This window comes from Agromyces zhanjiangensis (assembly GCF_040496055.1).
In the GTDB taxonomy this organism is placed as follows: Bacteria; Actinomycetota; Actinomycetes; order Actinomycetales; family Microbacteriaceae; genus Agromyces; species Agromyces zhanjiangensis.
In genome coordinates, this window is the sequence record NZ_JBEPKB010000010.1 from 126,455 (window position 1) to 143,577 (window position 17,123).

The 17,123-nt window shown below is 73.1% G+C and carries 12 protein-coding genes; 5 read left to right on the forward strand and 7 right to left on the reverse strand.

Annotated elements, in window-relative coordinates:
• Window positions 1–150: 150 nt before the first annotated feature.
• From ABME02_RS16685 to ABME02_RS16695, 3 genes are all read right to left on the reverse strand, one after another.
• A complete protein-coding gene (locus ABME02_RS16685) occupies window positions 151–1,416 on the reverse strand; it encodes an extracellular solute-binding protein (RefSeq protein WP_353816466.1) in 1,266 nt (421 codons plus the stop codon).
• A gap of 71 nt (window positions 1,417–1,487) precedes the next feature.
• Window positions 1,488–2,681: an ROK family transcriptional regulator gene (locus ABME02_RS16690; RefSeq protein ID WP_436408294.1), complete on the reverse strand. Its 1,194-nt coding sequence runs from the start codon at window positions 2,679–2,681 to the stop codon at window positions 1,488–1,490.
• Between the two features lie 232 nt (window positions 2,682–2,913).
• Window positions 2,914–3,522: a hypothetical protein gene (locus ABME02_RS16695; RefSeq protein ID WP_353816467.1), complete on the reverse strand. Its 609-nt coding sequence runs from the start codon at window positions 3,520–3,522 to the stop codon at window positions 2,914–2,916.
• A 201-nt stretch (window positions 3,523–3,723) separates the two neighbouring features.
• On the opposite strand from ABME02_RS16695, the gene ABME02_RS16700 reads away from it, so the two are divergent.
• Both ABME02_RS16700 and ABME02_RS16705 read left to right on the forward strand, forming a co-directional pair.
• Entirely contained in the window at window positions 3,724–5,469 is a 1,746-nt protein-coding gene (locus ABME02_RS16700; RefSeq protein ID WP_353816468.1) for a sensor histidine kinase, read from the forward strand.
• Complete coding sequence (locus ABME02_RS16705) at window positions 5,466–6,107, forward strand: response regulator (protein WP_353816469.1); 642 nt, start codon at window positions 5,466–5,468, stop codon at window positions 6,105–6,107. Before ABME02_RS16700 ends, ABME02_RS16705 begins: the two co-directional genes overlap by 4 nt.
• A 28-nt stretch (window positions 6,108–6,135) precedes the next feature.
• On the opposite strand, the gene ABME02_RS16710 is transcribed toward ABME02_RS16705, so the two are convergent.
• Entirely contained in the window at window positions 6,136–8,037 is a 1,902-nt protein-coding gene (locus ABME02_RS16710) for a heavy metal translocating P-type ATPase (RefSeq protein ID WP_353816470.1), read from the reverse strand.
• Window positions 8,038–8,230: 193 nt separating this feature from the next.
• Entirely contained in the window at window positions 8,231–9,448 is a 1,218-nt protein-coding gene (locus ABME02_RS16715) for an NADP-dependent isocitrate dehydrogenase (protein WP_353816471.1), read from the reverse strand.
• Between the two features lie 250 nt (window positions 9,449–9,698).
• Between ABME02_RS16715 and ABME02_RS16720 the strand changes: the two genes are divergently transcribed.
• Together ABME02_RS16720 and ABME02_RS16725 are read left to right on the forward strand one after the other, a co-directional pair.
• The gene (locus ABME02_RS16720; protein ID WP_353816472.1) at window positions 9,699–10,157 is read left to right on the forward strand and encodes a GNAT family N-acetyltransferase; all 459 of its coding nucleotides are present in this window, start codon (window positions 9,699–9,701) and stop codon (window positions 10,155–10,157) included.
• A gap of 34 nt (window positions 10,158–10,191) precedes the next feature.
• Window positions 10,192–10,506 (forward strand): MGMT family protein, encoded by a 315-nt coding sequence (locus ABME02_RS16725; RefSeq protein ID WP_353816473.1) that lies wholly within the window; start codon window positions 10,192–10,194, stop codon window positions 10,504–10,506.
• Between the two features lie 49 nt (window positions 10,507–10,555).
• On the opposite strand, the gene ABME02_RS16730 is transcribed toward ABME02_RS16725, so the two are convergent.
• Together ABME02_RS16730 and ABME02_RS16735 are read right to left on the reverse strand one after the other, a co-directional pair.
• Window positions 10,556–12,469 carry a sensor histidine kinase gene (locus tag ABME02_RS16730; RefSeq protein WP_353816475.1) on the reverse strand — a complete coding sequence of 638 codons (1,914 nt, stop codon included), beginning with the start codon at window positions 12,467–12,469 and terminating at the stop codon, window positions 10,556–10,558.
• 10 nt (window positions 12,470–12,479) lie between these two features.
• Complete coding sequence (locus ABME02_RS16735) at window positions 12,480–13,151, reverse strand: LuxR C-terminal-related transcriptional regulator (RefSeq protein WP_353816476.1); 672 nt, start codon at window positions 13,149–13,151, stop codon at window positions 12,480–12,482.
• A gap of 217 nt (window positions 13,152–13,368) precedes the next feature.
• Here ABME02_RS16735 and ABME02_RS16740 point away from each other — a divergent pair, with 217 nt between their 5' ends.
• Window positions 13,369–17,067: a DUF3376 domain-containing protein gene (locus ABME02_RS16740; RefSeq protein WP_353816477.1), complete on the forward strand. Its 3,699-nt coding sequence runs from the start codon at window positions 13,369–13,371 to the stop codon at window positions 17,065–17,067.
• Window positions 17,068–17,123 lie beyond the last annotated feature (56 nt).

Here is a 17,123-nt window from a genome sequence, read left to right on the forward strand (position 1 = left end):
TGCGTCGGACGGCGAGGTGGGGATGCCGCGGGCGGTGCCCGCTCATGGTGCCGGGCCGGCAGCGTGTGTGGGGCGCTGCCGGCCCGGGGCCTGTGGGAGTCGGTGCGGCCGCACGTCAAGTGTGCGCGCGGCCGCACCGCGGAGGAAGGACTAGCCGTTGAGGATGTCCTCGATCTGCTGGTCCGCCTCCTCGGCGAGCTGGGCGACGTCGCCGCCCTGCGCGATGTTGACGAAGAGGTCCTGCAGGATGCCCGCCGCCTCGACGTCGGCCCACTTCGGCGAGGCCGGGGTGAGCTTCGCGTTTCCGGCCGCCGCGGAGATCGCCTGGGCGACCTCGTCGGTGCCGACCGTGTCGCCGAGCGAGAGCTTCGCCGGGACGAGGCCGTTCTCGCCGTAGATCGTCTGGAACTCGTCCGAGAGGATGATCTTCAGCGCGTCGAGCGCGAGCTCCGGGTGCTTCGTGTTGGCCGAGATGCCGATGTTCGAGCCGCCGGCGAAGACCTGCGCCGCGTCGCCGTCAGCGCCCGGGAGCGCGTAGACGCCGAGGTTCTCCTCCTGGTCGGGGCAGCCGGGGGTCTCGGCGTCCTCGGGCGCGAGGATCGACCACTTCACCCAGGCCGGAGCAGCGAGCTGCAGCGACGTGCCGTCGCAGAAGCCGACCTGCGGGTTCGACTCGTTGGCGTCCTTCGGGGCCTTCGACGCCTCGGTCATGACCTTCTGGACCATCTCGAGGCCCTCGATCGACTCGGCGGAGCTGAGCTGCGCGTCCCACTCCTCGCCGTCCGGGACGGCGACCTCGCCGCCGGCTTCCCAGATGTAGGGCAGCGCGGCGTACCAGTTCTGGCCGGGCCACCACACGCCCGACTTGCCGGGGTTGTCGTCCGCCAGCTGGATCGCCTGGTCGACGTACTGGTCGAGCGTGGTCGGGACCTCGAGGCCCGACGCGGCGAGCGCGTCCTTCTTGTAGAACACGAGCGATGAGCCCGAGTACAGCGGTGCCGCGTAGAACTTCTCGTCGTACGAGCCCACCTCGACGAAGCCGGGCAGGAGGTCGTCGCCGCCGAGCTCGTCGTAGTGGTCGGTGAGGTCCATGAACGCGCCCGCCGAGGTGAACGCCGGCGCCTGCGTGTTGCCGACCTCGACGACGTCGGGGCTGTCCGAGCCGGAGAGGCTCGTGGTGAGGCGGTCGACGAGGCCGTCCCACGACTGCTCCTCGATCACGAGCGTGGAGCCGGGGTGCTCCTCCTCGAAGGTCTCGACGAGCAGCTCGCGCGCCGCGTCGGGGGTGTCGGTGCCGACGAGCCAGACGCGGATCTCCGCGCCGTCCTCGGAGGCCGCGTCGCCTCCGGTGGTGGCGCACCCGGCGAGGGTCAGCGCAGCCGCGGCGCCGAGCGCCACGATGCCGAGGTTCCTCATTGCGTGGTTTCCTTTCGTAGGGGGAAGGTGGGAGCGGGGGTGCTGCCACCCGTGGTGCAGGGGGTTGGGGCCTAGGAGACCCCGAGTTGGCCGGAGAGGACCATGACGGCCGCGCCGCGCAGGACGATGTCCTGCCCGTGCGCGGTCATCCGGAGCCTCAGTTCCCGGTGGTGTTCCGTCATCGTCCGGTTCCGGACCGTCTCGACGGCCGCCTCGAGCAGCGGGCCGTCAAGCAGTTCCGCCGGTCCGCTGAGCACGACCTCGGAGAGGTTCAGCGCACCGACGACGGGGGCGAGCACGATGCCGAGGCGCCGGCCCGCTTCCCGCAGGGTCTCTTCGCGAGCGGATGCCGCGGCATCCGCGTCGCCGAGCCGTTCGAGCTCGGCGGTGAGGCGGGGCACGGCGAGCCAGGCCTCGAGGCAGCCGTGCTTGCCGCACGCGCAGCGCGGGCCGCCGTCGGTGCCGACCACGACGTGGCCGATCTCGCCCGCGGCGCTGCCTGCGCCGAGCACGGGGCGGCCGCCGACGATGAGGCCGGCGCCGACGCCGTGGCCGACCTTGACGAGCACGAGGTCGCCCGGCGCGCCCGCGTGCTCGGCGAGCACCGCGACGTTCGCGTCGTTGGCGACGTGCACGGGCAGGTGGAATGCCGCCTGCAGTCGCTCCTGGAGCGGGAGGTCGGTCCAGCCGAGGTTCGGAGCGGAGTGGACGACGCCGTTCGGGCCGACGACGCCGGGCGAGCCGACGCCGATGCCGAGCACCGGGGAGGTCGTGAGGGCGAGCAGGCCGTCGAGCAGCTCGGTGACGAGTTCGACCGCCCGCTCCCCCGACGCGCCGTCGAGCGCGACCTCGGCGCGGGCGACGGTCGAACCGTCGAGGTCGAGCACCGCACCGCGGAAGCGCGTGTGCTCGGAGAGGTCGAGGGCGACCACGTGGTGACCGGTGCGGTCGATGTCGATGAGCGTCGCGGGCTTGCCGGGGCGGGCGTCCTCGCGCTGGCCGAGCTCGACGACGAGCCCCTCGGCGAGGAGGTCGGCGACGAGGTCGGAGACGGTGACGCGCGTGAGGCCGGTCTCGCGGGCGACATCCGCCCGGCTCTGCGCGCCCAGGCTGTAGAGCGTCTGCAGGACGAGCGAGCGGTTGTGGCTGCGGGCGTGCTCGGGGAGCACCTTGCCCGAGGTCCGCAGCGCGCGGCCTGCGAAGAGCTGGCCCGCGGTGGCCGTCGGCGTCGCCGTCCCTGCCGTGCGCTCGCTGCCGAGTGCGATGCCTGCGGGCGTCTGCCCGGGTGCTGCTTCCGTTGCCGTCACGTTTGTTAGTACACCTTACGAACAAACCTCCGCGCAACCCTTCCGACTAAATTCGTTCATGTTCTTTACAAACCCGTGACCTGCCGGTTCGAGGATGGACGGCACGACCCCGACGCGGGCCGGTGCCGGAACGGGCGGTCGGAGCGCCGTTCCGGCACCGGGGTCGCGGGCCGTGGTCGGATCCTCGGCCTCAGGCCGCGACCGACCCGACGGGACGCACCCGGCCCGCTGCCGCACGCGTGGCACGCGTGGTCGCGGCGCCGACGCCGAGCAGGACGAGACCCAGGTTCGCGAAGGTCTCCGCGTACCCCGGGTGCGCCGCGGACTCGGGCAGGACGAAGAGGAGCACCGTCGCGGGCAGCGTCAGGATCAGGAGCCAGGCCGACGGCGAGCGGTCGCCCTGCACGAGCATCGTGATGCCGAGCACTGCCGGCAGGAGCAGCATCCCGAAGAACCCGACGTTGACGGCGATGCCGAGCACGCCCTCGGGCTCGATGCCGAACAGGTGCACGGTCAGCCCGATCGCCATCGTGCCGTACACGGCCGCGAGGGCCCACCGCACGACCGAACGCCACGGGCGTCCACGGAACGCCGGTGCCGCGACCGTGAACAGGACGACCACGATCAGCGCATAGCAGGCGACGTGGACCGCGCCGCCCACCGCGGAGACGAACGGCAGTGCGCTTCCGTCGGCGAAGACCGAGTCGGAGCCGGTGACGATGCGCGTGAGCGCGTCGGAGAGGGCGATCGCGGACGTGGCGATCGCGCAGATGAGTGCGGCGAGGCGGATGCGGGACATGGCTGGTTCCTCCGGTTCGACTGGGTGCGGTGGTCGACGACCACCGGGAGCAGGTTCCCGTCGCACGTGCGCGGCCGCATCCGCCGAGGGGGACCGCGGTCGTCCTCGGTCGGGACCGATCGCCCTCCTCCGCGGGCAGGGCATCGGGGTCGTTCCCACGGAGGATGCGCACAGCCTCGGCTGAGCACTAGCGTTCGTCGCATGGGTCCGCGCATCCGGTCGTTCGCCGTCGTGGCGGTCGTCGCGATCACCGCGGCCGTCGCCGCCGTCGCAGCCCTGAACGGGGGCGCTCTGCCGCCGCTCGACGTCGCGTTCGTGTCGATCCTCTTCGCGTTCCTCGGCCTCGGGGCGCGCGCGGCGGTCCTCGCGTGGCGGTCCGCGCACCGCGCCGCCTCGCTCGCGGCGGCGACGATCGTGCGCTCGCCGGAGGAGGCCGCCCGTGCCGCGGTCGACGAGGAACGGGCGAGGATGTCCGCGGACATCGAGGCGGTCGTGCGTCGCGCGGTGCTCGGCATCCGGGCGCACGCCGCCGCCCTTCCGTCGCCGCTCCGCCCCCCGGCCGCGGGCTCGGAGGGCGACGACACCGCGGGCTCGCGGCACGACCTCGCTGCAGCTGCCCCGGGCGAACCCGCGACCGCCGGCCCGACGACGCCCGTCTCGCCTGCCGACGTTCCCGCCGTCCTCCGCGCGATCCAGCACGACGGACGCGCCGCGACGGCCGAGCTCAGACGCCTGCTCGAACTGCTGCGAGCGCCCGGCGGCGACGGCGGGCCCGTGCCCGCGGGAGCAGGACCGGTCGCATCGCCGCGCCCGCGCCCGGGCGCCCCCGACCTCGTCCTCGCCGCGGTCGCAGTCGCAGTGTGCCTGGTCGAGTCGCTGGCCGGTCCGGCGCTCGACCTCCCCGGCCCATCCGTCGTCGCCGTCCTCCTGGGCGTCGTCGCCGCCGCAGCGACCCTGGCCTGGCGGGTGGACCCCGGGGCCGCGCTCGCCGTCCAGGCGGCGGCGGTGGCGGTTGGAGTCGTGCTCGGGTCGCCGATCCGATTCGGCACCTGGACCGTGCTCGCATTCGGTCTCCCGATGTGGGCGGCCGTCGCTCACCCGCGGCGCGGACCGCTCGTGATCGCGGGTCCGGTCGCACTCGCGGCGATCGCCACGTGGTCGCAGGTGGCCTGGTCGCCCGACAACGTCGGCGTCCTCGTCGTCATCCTCGCCGCGGCCGCGATCACCGGGGCCGCGAGCCGCGTGCTCGACGACCGCCGTCGCCGGAGCGCTGCCCGGGCCGCTCTGCACGAAGCGGTCCTCGCGCGCGAGGCCGACGCGGCCGTGCGGCGCGACCGCGTCGCGACCGCGCGCGAGCTTCACGACGCGGTGTCCGCCACGATCGGCGTCATCGTCATGCAGGCCGGCGCCGCCGAGGTGCGGTGGGCCTCCGACCGGCCCGCCGCGATCCGGGCGATCGAGGTGCTCGTCGGGGCGGCGGATCAGGCCGTCGACGAGCTCGACGACCTGATGCCGCGTCTGGCCGGCTCGGCGATCGGCGGTTCCGCGGACCGCGGCCCGGCCGACCTGCCGTCACTGGTCGAGCGGATGCGGCGCGCGGGCGTCGACGTCGTCGCGACACTGCCCGAACCGGTGCCCGACCTGCCCCGCCACCTCGCTGAGACGGCGTATCGAGTCGCCCAGGAGGGCGTCGCGAACGCCGTGCGCCATGCGCAGGGTTCGCGCATCGCGCTCCGGCTCGAGTTGGTGGGCGACACGGTGGAGGTCTCCGTGGTCGACGACGGCGCACCGGTGGCCCCTCGATCCCGTGCCGGCTACGGGCTCACGGGGCTGGCCGAGCGCGTGGCCGGAGTCGGCGGAGAGTTCGCCGCGGGCCCGGGAGACGAGCGCGGGTTCCGTGTGGTCGCGCGACTGCCGCTCGCGCGCGTGGGCGGAGCTCCCGGATGATCCGCCTGATCCTCGCCGATGACCACGAACTGCTCAGGAGCGGGCTCGTCTCGATCCTCGAGAGCGACCCCGACCTCGAGGTCGTCGCCGTCTGCGACGACGGGCCGACGGCCGTGGCCGAGGCCGCTCGCCTGCTGCCGGACCTCGTGCTCATGGACGTCGAGATGCCGGGCGGCGACGGCATCCCGGCGATCGCGCCGGTCCTGCGCGCGGCCCCGTCTGCACGGGTCATGGTGCTCACCATGTTCGACCTCGACGACTACGTCGCGGGCGCGCTGCGTGCCGGTGCATCCGGGTTCCTCATCAAGACCACGCCGCCGCGCGACCTGATCGCCGCGGTGAAGGCGTGCGCCGCCGGCGAGTCGACCTTCGGGCCGAGCGTGATGGCCCGGCTCGTGCAGAGCTACATCGAGCGCCCGGCCGAGGTCGTACCGGCCGGAGCCGCCGAGCTGACCCCGCGCGAGCTCGAGGTGCTCCGCGCCATGGCGCGTGGCCTCTCGAACGCCGAGATCGGCGCCGAGCTGTTCCTCGCGGAGACGACCGTGAAGACGCACGTCGCGCGCGTGCTCCTGAAGCTCGGCGTGCGCGACCGCGTGCAGGCCGTCGTCGTGGCGCACACCTCGGGTCTCGCGGACTGAGGCGGCGCGAGGTCCGACGCGCGGGCGCTCAGCGCCGCGCGGCGTCCGACCTCGCGGACCCGGACCCGACCTCGGCGCGACCGCCGACCCCGGCCGAACGGGCGTCGCGGCGCCCGCCGATGGCGCGCAGGGCGGCCAGGATCGTCGCGAGGTCCACGAGTTCCTGCAGCAGCGCCCCCGCGGTCGCCGGGATGAGCCCGAACGCGGCGACGAGCATGAGCACGACGCTCACGATGATGCCGAGCCAGATCGACTGCAGGGCGATCCGCACCGTGTCGCGGCCGATCTCGACGGCCTTCGCGGTGCGGGAGATGTCGTCGACGAGGATCACGGCGTCCGCGGATTCGCTCGCCGCCGTGGCGCCGCGCGCCCCCATCGCGATCCCGACGTCGGCGGCCGCGAGCACGGGCGCGTCGTTGACGCCGTCGCCGACCATGATGACCGGGCGCTCCGCGATGCCGGCCACCTCGTGCACCTTGTCGGCGGGCAGGCACTCCGCCCGCACGCGCTCGATGCCGAGCTCGGCCGCGATGTGGTCGGCCGTCGCCTGCGCGTCGCCCGTGAGCATCATCGTGTGGTGGACGCCGAGCCGGTCGAGCCGTTCGAGCGTCGCCGGCGCGTTGCCGCGCAGGCGGTCGCGGGCGAGCACGGCCCCCGCGTACGCGCCGTCGACCGCGACGTAGACCGCGAGCTCGCCGGGCGCGATCTCGGTGCGGCGAGCCGCCGGGGTGTGCTCCGCGACGAACGCGAACTTGCCGACGACGACCTCCCGCCCGTCGATCCGGGCGACCACGCCGTTCGTGGCGGCCTCGCGCGCGGCGGTCGCCTCGACGAGCGGGATGCCGCGGTCGGTCGCGGCGTCGATCATCGACGCCGCGAGGACGTGCGACGAGTACTGCTCCGCCGAAGCGACGAACCCCAGCAGTTCGTCTTCGCCGTACGCCGGCTCGGGCCGGACGGCGACGAGCTCGGGCGCGCCGTGCGTCAGCGTGCCGGTCTTGTCGAAGACCGCCGTCCGGGCGCGGGCGAGCTGCTCGAGCACCCCGCCGCCCTTCACGATCACGCCGTTGCGCGCGGCCCGGCTCATGCCCCCGATGAATGCGACGGGCGCCGCGATGAGCAGCGGGCAGGGCGTCGCCAGCACGAGCACCTCGGCGAAGCGCACCGGATCTCCGGAGACCCACCAGGCGGCGCCCGCGAGCAGCAGCGAGAAGACCGTGAACGGCACGGCGTACCGGTCCGCCAGCCGCACGACGGGCGCCTTGCTCGCTGCCGCCTCGGCGACGAGCGCGACGATCTGCTGGTACTGGCTGTCGGCCGCGCGGGCGGTCGCGACGATCTCGATGGCGGCCGGGCCGTTCACCGACCCGGAGAGCAGCTCATCGCCCGGGCCCTTCTCGACGGGGATGCTCTCGCCCGTGATCGAGGACTCGTCGACGGATGCCTCGTCGGAGCGCAGCGTCCCGTCGACGGGCACGATCTCGCTCGGCCGCACGAGCAGCAGGTCGCCCGGCCGCACCTCGTCGACGGGCACGTCGACGAAGTGGTCGTCGACCACGCGATGCGCGTGCTGCGGCGCCCGCGTCAGCAGCGCGTCGAGCTCGCGCTTGGCGCGGCGGTTGGCGTAGTCCTCGAGCGCCTCGCCGCCGGTGAGCATGAGCACGACGATCAGGGCGGCGACGTACTCCCCCACGACGACCGTCGCGACGATGGCGGTGACCGCCAGGATGTCGAGCCCCCAGTGCCCGCGCAGGATGTCGCGCACCATGCCGACCGCCTGCCATGCGGCGATCGCGAGCGCGTACGCGCTGAAGATCCACGCGACGAGCCAGCCCTGCCCTGAGAGCGCCAGCACGATGCCGACGACCCCGATCGCGAGCGTGAGCGAGACGACGGGGTAGCGCCGGATGAGACGGATGCCGCGGGCCATGCCTCCATCCTCGCCCACTCCCTCGACCCAGCCGCGACGAAGATCCGTTTCTGCGGTGGAGTGCGGGTTGATCCCGTACTCCACCGCAGAAACGGCACTCGGATGCGCGCGAGGGCGACCGAGGCGTCGCGGACACGGCGAAGGGCCGGATGCGCGAGGCATCCGGCCCTTCGGACCGCTCGAGCGGGGCGGCTCAGGCGCCGAGGCGCGCCTTGAGGTTCGCGTCGATCGTGTTGAGGAACTGCTCGGTGGTCTGGAACTCCTGGTCGGGGCCGACGAGGAGCGCGAGGTCCTTCGTCATGGCGCCGGACTCGACCGTCGTGATGATGACGTCCTCGAGCGTGTGCGAGAAGTCGATCAGCTCCTGGTTGCCGTCGAGCTTGCCGCGGTGCGCGAGGCCGCGCGTCCAGGCGAAGATCGAGGCGATCGGGTTGGTCGAGGTGGGCTTGCCCTGCTGGTGCTGGCGGTAGTGGCGCGTGACCGTGCCGTGCGCCGCCTCGGCCTCGACGATGCTGCCGTCGGGCGTGGTGAGCACCGAGGTCATGAGGCCGAGCGAGCCGAAGCCCTGCGCGACGGTGTCGGACTGGACGTCGCCGTCGTAGTTCTTGCACGCCCAGACGTAGCCGCCCTCCCACTTGAGCGAGGCCGCGACCATGTCGTCGATGAGGCGGTGCTCGTAGGTGATGCCGGCGGCCTCGAACTTGTCCTTGAACTCGGTGTCGAACACCTCCTGGAAGATGTCCTTGAAGCGGCCGTCGTAGGCCTTCAGGATCGTGTTCTTCGTCGAGAGGTAGACCGGGTAGTTCCGGTCGAGGCCGTAGTTCAGCGAGGCGCGCGCGAAGTCGCGGATCGACGCGTCGAGGTTGTACATCCCCATCGCGATGCCGGAGCCCGGCGCCTGGAAGACCTCGAACTGCTGCGGCTCGGAGCCGTCCTGCGGGGTGAAGGTCATCGTGAGCGTGCCGGGGCCCTCGAACTTGAAGTCGGTGGCGCGGTACTGGTCGCCGAACGCGTGGCGGCCGACGATGATCGGCTTGTTCCATCCGGGCACGAGCCGCGGGATGTTCGAGATGATGATCGGCTCGCGGAAGATGACGCCGCCGAGGATGTTGCGGATGGTGCCGTTCGGCGACCGCCACATCTTCTTCAGGCCGAACTCCTCGACACGCGCCTCGTCGGGCGTGATCGTCGCGCACTTGACGCCGACGCCGTGCTGCTTGATCGCGTTGGCGGCGTCGACCGTGATCTGGTCGTCGGTCTCGTCGCGCTTCTGGATGGAGAGGTCGTAGTACTCGAGGTTGACGTCGAGGTACGGGTGGATGAGCTGGTCCTTGATGGCCTGCCAGATGATGCGGGTCATCTCGTCGCCGTCGAGTTCGACGACGGTACCTTCGACCTTGATCTTCGACAAGGGGCGGTCTCCTTGGGATCTCGTGGGATTGCTTGGGAAGCGAGGAAGTCTCGGGGGTGTCCGGACACGCCGTCGACCAGCTTACCGCGTCGTCGGAATATCTCGACATCGAGAGATCGACGAGGCACGGCTGCGCCCACCGACCCCCGTCGCCCGCCGGTGTTCCGGCGGAGCCGCGCCGACCGTCGTCGTTCCATCCGGTCGCATGAGGGTTACCGGCCCGCCACCTCATGCGGTTAGGCTGCGATGCATGGCTGATCTGCGACTCGAAGAACTGAACGCGACGAACATCGTCGCCGCGAACACCCTGTCGCTGAAGCCGGGCCAGGAGCAGTTCATCGCACCGGTCACCTACGCCGCCGAGTCCTCCGTCGTCGACCCTGCGACCGCATGGCAGCGCGTCGCGCTCAACGACGACAAGGTCGTCGGCTTCATCCACGGCAACTTCGACCCCGAGAACGAGCACGAGGAGTTCCGGGCCTGCATCTGGCGCATCAACGTCGACGCCGAGGCGCAGGGCAAGGGCGTCGGCCGGTTCCTCGCGCACGCGCTCGCCGAAGAGGCGAAGAGCCGCGGGTTCGACCGCATCACCGTGCTGTGGGAGCCCGGCGAGGGCGGCCCAGGCGAGTTCTTCCACCGCATCGGCTTCCGCGACATCGGCGAGACCCAGTACGGCGACGTCATCGGCGCGCTCCAGCTCGCGAGCTGAGCCGGTCGCTCGCGACCGGTCGGAGGGGCGACGGATGCCGCGGCACGGCGAGGGCTTCGTCGACGCCGTGCTCGCGGTCGTGTCCGACATCCCGCCCGGCATGGTCATGACGTACGGCGACGTCGCCGCGGCGCTCGGCTCGCGCGGTGCGCGCGCGGTCGGGCAGGTCATGGCGCGCTACGGCGGCGACGTGCCCTGGTGGCGGGTGATCCGCGCGGGCGGGCGCCCGCCGGCCGGGCACGCCGACGCCGCGCGGCCGCACTACGACGCAGAGGGCGTCCCGATCCGGTCCGTCGATGACGAGGACGGGTACCGGATCGACATCGCGGCGTGCCGCTGGCGCGGCTGAGCACCGACGGTGCCGGGACGCGGCCCGCACCACGGGGCGTCCGCCGCCCTCAGAGATCGGCCGGCGATGAGACGATGCCCGGCGCAACGGAGTTCGCGGGCGAGGGCGAGGCGGCCGCATCCGGCGGCTCGACGCCGGGTTCTGCGGCCACGAGGAGCCCTGACCCGGATGCCGGGAGGTCCTCCGCGGCCTCGAGGTGCGCCGGCATCCGGATGGTCACGCTGGTCCCCGCGCCGGGCGGCGAGTCGAGGTCGATCACCCCGCCCACCGCGTCGATCCGGTCGACGATGCCGAGCATGCCGGTACCGCGGTCGAGCGAGGCGCCGCCGACGCCGTTGTCGCGGATCGTCAGGACGAGCTCGTCGCCCTCGACGTACGCCCTGACCCACGCGCGCGTCGCCTGCGAGTGCTTGGCGACGTTCGCGAGCGACTCGGCGACGGCGAAGTACGCGGTCGACTCGACGAGCTCGGCGAGCCGCCCCTCGGGTTGGACCGCGATGTCGACGGGCACCGGGCATCGCCCGGCGAGCTCGGGCAGCGCGAGCGCGAGGCCGCCCTGCGACAGCAGGCTCGGGTGGATGCCGTGCGCGAGCTCGCGCAGTTCCTTGAGGCCCTGGTTCAGGGTCGCGATCGACTCCTCCAGCTCGCTCGCGAGGTCGTCGTCGTCGGTGGCGCGCGCCGCGTTCGCGGCGATCCGCAGCTGCATGCCCACCGCGACGAGGTGCTGCTGCGCTCCGTCGTGGAGGTCCCGCTCGATGCGCCGGCGCGCCTCGTCCCCCGCCTCGACGATGCGCTGGCGCGACTGGCGCACCTGCTCGAGCGTCCGCTCGATCTCCGACCGGAGCCGGCCGTTGTCGACGGAGAGCCGGAGGGCGCTCGAGACGCCGTCGAGCAGTCGCATGTTGTCCGTCAGGACCCGATCGTGCCGGATCAGCGCGATCGGCAGGCCGCTCGGCGACGCGACCGGCAGGATGCTGTGGCCCCGACCCTCCTCGGCCGAGTCGATCGGGCGACCGGCGGCGTCCACGTACCGTCCGCGCTCCTCCTCCCACCAGAAGACCCGCACCGAGTCGTCGCGGAGCGTGCGCGCGAGCGACTCGGCCCACAGCCCGCGGTCGGCGCCCTCGCGCGTGATGCGCATGAGGTCGGCGACGCGGGCGCGCATGTTGCGCGCGTGCGCGATGCCCGCGACGAAGCACACCGGCACCGACGCCATCGCGATGAGCGAGACGGTCTCGAGCGCGAGGTTCGGCGCGGCTCCGGTCGCGTACCGGACCATCTGCGCGGCGAGCGTGCTCACCCACGACAGCAGCGCGACCGGCATCAGGAACGCGACCGTGCGCGCCGGCACGCTCCCGCGGACCCAGCGCAGCAGCAGCCTGATGGCGATCGCGATCGCCAGCGCCACCCCGACGAAGCGGTACCCGATGTCGACGATGGCGAAGACGGTCGGGGCCTCGGCGAGCCGGTACGGGTTCGGCACGCAGTCGCACGGCACCGAATCCGGCCCGGCGAGCGCGAGCACCGTGAAGAAGTTGACGACGGTCGCCACGAGCGCCGTCGACGCGATGAACCGGTCGAACCGGTCGCCGAGGCCGCCGCGCGGGTAGACGAGCACGAGGATGCCGGCGACCACCGCCCACCCGAGGTCGACGCCGCGGAGGATCGGCCAGAGCCAGCCGAGCGACTCGATGACCGGGTAGAACGCCTGCGGGATCCAGAACAGGACGAACACGATCATGAGCCGCGCCGGCACCGGGTTCGGCCCGATCGCCCACGCCACGCCGGCACACGCCGCGAACACGAGCGGCACCATCGCGTGCACGGTCGTCCACGACAGCTCGGGACGCAGGGCCTCGGGCGTCGCGAGGTAGCCCGAGACCTCCATGAACAGGCTGATCGCGACGACGGTCGCGATCACCGCGGTCCGTCGTGCGATCCGCCCGCGGCGGCCCGGGGCCATCACCAGGGCATCACCTCTGGCCGAGGAGCGTCAGCACCGCGAGCACGCGGCGGTGGTGCTCGGGCGACTCCTCGAGGTCGAGCTTCTGCAGGATGCTGCGGACGTGGGTCTCGACGGTCTTCAGGCCCAGGAACAGGGCCTGCGCGATGCCGCCGTTGGAGTACCCCTGGGCCATGAGCTCGAGCACCGACCGCTCGCGTTCGGTGAGCCGCGCGAGCGGGTCGTCGGCGCGCGTGCGCTGGACGAGCTGCTCGACCACCTCGGGGTCGACGACCGAACCGCCCGAGGCGACGGTCTGCACGGCGCGCACGAGCGTCTGCGGCTCGGACACGCGTTCCTTGAGCAGGTAGCCGGTGCCGCTGCCGGCACCCATGACGCGGAGCGCGTACTCGGGCGTGGCGTACATCGAGAGCAGGAGGATGCCGATGTCGGACCCGTCCTGCCGGATGCGCTCGAGCGCCACGATGCCCTCGTCGCGATGGGTCGGCGGCATGCGGATGTCGAGCACGGCGGCGTCGAGGTCGAGGTCGTCGATCGTGGCGAGCAGTTCGTCGGCGGTCCCGACGGAAGACACCACCTCGATGCCGCCGCCCTCGAGCACCTTCGCGATCCCCTCGCGAAGCAGCAGCGCGTCGTCAGCGATGGCGACCCTCAGGGGCCGGTCCTCCGTGCGCTCAACCATCCGGGCACCTCCGATCGAAGGCGTGCGTGAGCCCCCGACGTCCATGCGCCGCCTTCTGCCGACAATACGCGCAGGGCCGCACCCGTGGGGGACCCCGTTGTGGGGACAGGGCCGTGCGCCCGGGGCGCCGACCGTGCCACGCTGGGTGCAGGTCGCGCACCCTGCCCGCCGCGCGCACCCCGAGGCGCCGGCCCGCGCCGTCCACCCGAGGAGCGTCATGGTCCGATCCGGTTCGTCGCCGGCATCCGCCCCGTCCCCGTCGCCGTCGCACGTCACCGCGGCGGCGGTCCCGCCTCCGGCGCGCGTCACCGGCACGGATCGGCCCGTCCGGCTGGTCGTCGTCCGGCCCGGCGAATCCGTGTCCGACGTGCTCGAGCGCGATCACCCGGGGGCCGTGGCATCCTTCAACCGCACGCTCCGCGTCGCACTCGCGATGCGCGGCGGTGTGAGCCTCGCAGTCTGGATCGGCGGCACCGTCGCAGAACTCGACCTGCTGCGTCGCATCCGCCTGTTCGACGTCGGCGACGAGACCGTCGCGCTCGTCCCCGAGACCGCGAAGCGCCCGCTGACCGAGCCCGTCCTCGCCCGCCTGCAGGTGTACGCCGAGCTGCTCGACGCGGCGGGCTACGACCGCGTCGAGTTCGACCTCCTGGCCGGTGCGAGCGCCGGCGGGCTCAATGCGGTCGTGTACGCCGTCGCGCAACGGGCCGGAACCGGCCTCGACCTCCTCCTGAGCACCTGGGGCACGGTCGGCGGGTTCTGGGGGCTCCTGCACCCGCCCGGCGCGCGCGGAATCCTGGCGCTCATGCAGGGCGAGGACTACTTCCGCCGTGAGACCGCGAAGGCCCTCACGGGGATCTACGACACCGAGGACCGGCATCCCGACCTCGCGTCCGAGTACACCGCGGTCGACCTCTCCGTCACCGTCATCGACGCGGGCGACGAGTACGAGGAGGACGCGAACGAGGGGCGCGGGCACTTCCGGTTCGTCGGCCACGAGGCGCACCTGCTGGACAACCGGATCCCGGCGCGGCATCGGGAGCGAGAGACGCCGGAGCGTCCGCAGCCGGCGGACGACCGCCATGACGACCTGGTGAACCTCAGCAGGCTCGCACTCGCCGCCCGATCGACGTCATCGCTGCCCGGCGGGTTCGAGCCCGGGAACATCGAGTCGTTCGGGGGCCGGGCCGACAGCGGCGACGAGGCCGACCTGCCGGGCGGGCCCGGGATGCGGTTCGCGTTCGCCGGGCATCGGTCGAGCGCTGCGACCCCCTACCGCGTCGTCGACGGCGCGGTCTTCGACAACGTCCCGATCGAGCGCGCGCTCCGTGCGGCGCGCTCGAGGATGTCCCAGCGCCGGGCGGACCGCGCGATGCTCTTCCTCGACCCGGAACCCGATCCGCCGCTCGGCGGGCGAGTCGACTGGGACCCGAACGCCTCCCGCTTCTTCCGGGCGATCAAGGCCATGACCGACAAGCAGTTGCGGCGCGAGTCGGTGACGCGCGAGGTCGCGGAGCTCGAGCGCTTCAACACCGCGCAGCAGGTCGCCAGGGCGCGATTCGAGAGCGCGGCGCCGCTCGTCGCGAGTTCCCTCGCCGACCCGGCGGCCGTCCCCGATCGGCGCCGGGCCTACCAGCGAGCGCTCGGCGTCGACCTGGCCGACCACCTGGCCGAGACGATCGCCGCGCCCAGCCTGTGGCAGCTGCACTCGTCGCTCGGGCATCGCCGACGCTACCGGCCGATTCCGCTCGTCGACCTGACGGCCATGGCGGATGTCGCGGCCCAGCGGGTCTCCGGGCTCTCGTCGACGCACCGCGACGCGTTCGCCCGGTCGCCGCTCGCCCTCGCCGACGCGGCCAACTGCGTCCTCGGATGGGCGCGGGCGCTCGAGGCGCTGCCCGCAGAGCCCGGTTCACGACACGGCTTCGCGTTCGCCACCGTCCGCACGGCCGCGTACGACGCGCTCACCGCCGCGATCGACGGTCGGGATCGCGCGACGGCGAAGGTCCTCGAACTCACCGCGGCGTTCGCGGACGGCGACCGGAAGCCCGCCCCCGACGACCTGCGCGAGTGGATCGATGCGTGGTTGGCGGAGAGCCGTCGGGACCGCGAGCACGAACTCTGGGACAACCTCGACCGTGCCGTCGCGCGTCTCCGGATCGCCGCGAAGACGGTCGAGGCCGAGATCGCCGACGGCACCCGACCGCCCGAGCCCGCCTGGACGGCCTCCGCCTGGCGCCCGCTCGCGCACGCTCCGGTGCTCTCGGCCGCCGACCTCCCGCCGCTCTACCACGCAGCAGGGATCCCGCCCGCGCTCTCCAACGTGCGGTACTGGGCGATCGGCGTCGATGAGCCGCCCGCCCGCGTCGGGGACTTCGATGCGCTCGTGGCCGATCGCTGGTTCACGATGCTGAGCGCGGTCCTCAGGAAGGGCGACCTCACCGCCGAGCAGGCCGCCGCCGCGATCCAGGCGTCGTCCGAGACGGCGGCGCTCGACCGCGGCTCGAAGCTCGCAGGGTACGGGATCGGGAACTTCCTCGGGTTCCTCGCCCGCGACTGGCGGGTCAACGACTGGTGGTGGGGCCGCCTCGACGGGGCCGCCGGGGTGACGCGGTTCCTCGCCTCGCTCGCTCCCGAGGAGATCCTCGCCGACCCGGCGGTCGAGTCCCTGCAGGACGCGGTGCTCGCCGAGGCCGACGATCCGAGGTACGCGGAGTGCGGGCTGTCACCGTTCGAGCCCGTGCCCGGAGCGGCGCCGGGCGCCCCCGCCGCCGCGGACCCGGCTGCGGCCCGACGGGGTCGGCTCCGCGCCGGCACCGACACGATCTTCAACCTCGACCCCGCCTACCGGTTCGCGATGGCGTCGCGGGCCGTCAGGCTGCTCGACCGAGTCGTGGTGCAGCCGACGCGGAAGGGCACGCGCTGGATCGCCGGCGCGGTGCTCGCCCTCCTCCGCCCGATCCTCGTCGCCGTGCCGACCGTGGTCGATCCGCCGCGACTGGCGCTCGTGTCGGCCTTCGCGGCGGCGACCGCCTGGCTGCTCACCTGGGACGACCTCGAACTCAGGTCCGGCCTGTGGATGGGTCTCGCCCTGTTGACCGGCCTGGCCGCCGTCGCGGTCGTGGTGGGCCAGGTGGCGTCGCGATTCCGTCATTGGTCACGGGTCGTCGACCACCTCCACGGCACCGCCCGCGACGACGCGGAGCGTGCGCGCCTCAGGGCCCGCAGGCCCGCCTGGTTCATGGCCGGCGTCGCCATCGCGAGCGTGGTGCCGCTCATGATCGCGATCATCGGCAGCAACTTCCTGCTCATCCTGCTCTGCATCGCCGTCACGGCCACGCTCGGCGCCCTCGCCGTGCACTTCGCGACCGCGGCCACGCGCGCGCCGATCCCGGGGCGCGACCGGCGGACGGTCGCCATGATCTCGGTCTTCGCGCTGCTCGGCGGGGTGCTGCCGCTCGTGCAGCTCGGCGTCGAGCTCGCGACGGCGGACGAGACCCCCGCCGTGCTCGAGGTCCCCCAGGAGTTCAACTGGATCGCGCTCGCGATCGGCGCCGCGGCCGTCACGATCTCGCTCACCTGGGACTGGCTGCTCATCCGCTACCGCCGCCCGGGGGCCGGGTCCGACGAGGACTGCGTCGACATCGCCACCGCACCCGATCCGTCCCCCGCCGGTCGGGGTCTCCCCGTCAACCTGGTCAACTGGCTCACCGTGACCCTCCTGTCGGTCGCGGCCGGCCTCGTCGCCTACGCGCTGGCGACGGCCGTCACGGCCGGCATCGCCCCGCTGCTCGAGGACACCGTCGCGGCCGCGGCGTTCATCATCGCCTGGGCGAACGTGGTCTGGTGGATGCCGGACGCCGTGAGCCGGCTGCCGGAGATGGACGACCGGGTGGACCGCGCTCCGCTCGGCTGAGCCGAGCGGAGCTCCACCGCGCCCGCGCCGCTGCAGGCGTTCAGTGATGACCCGGA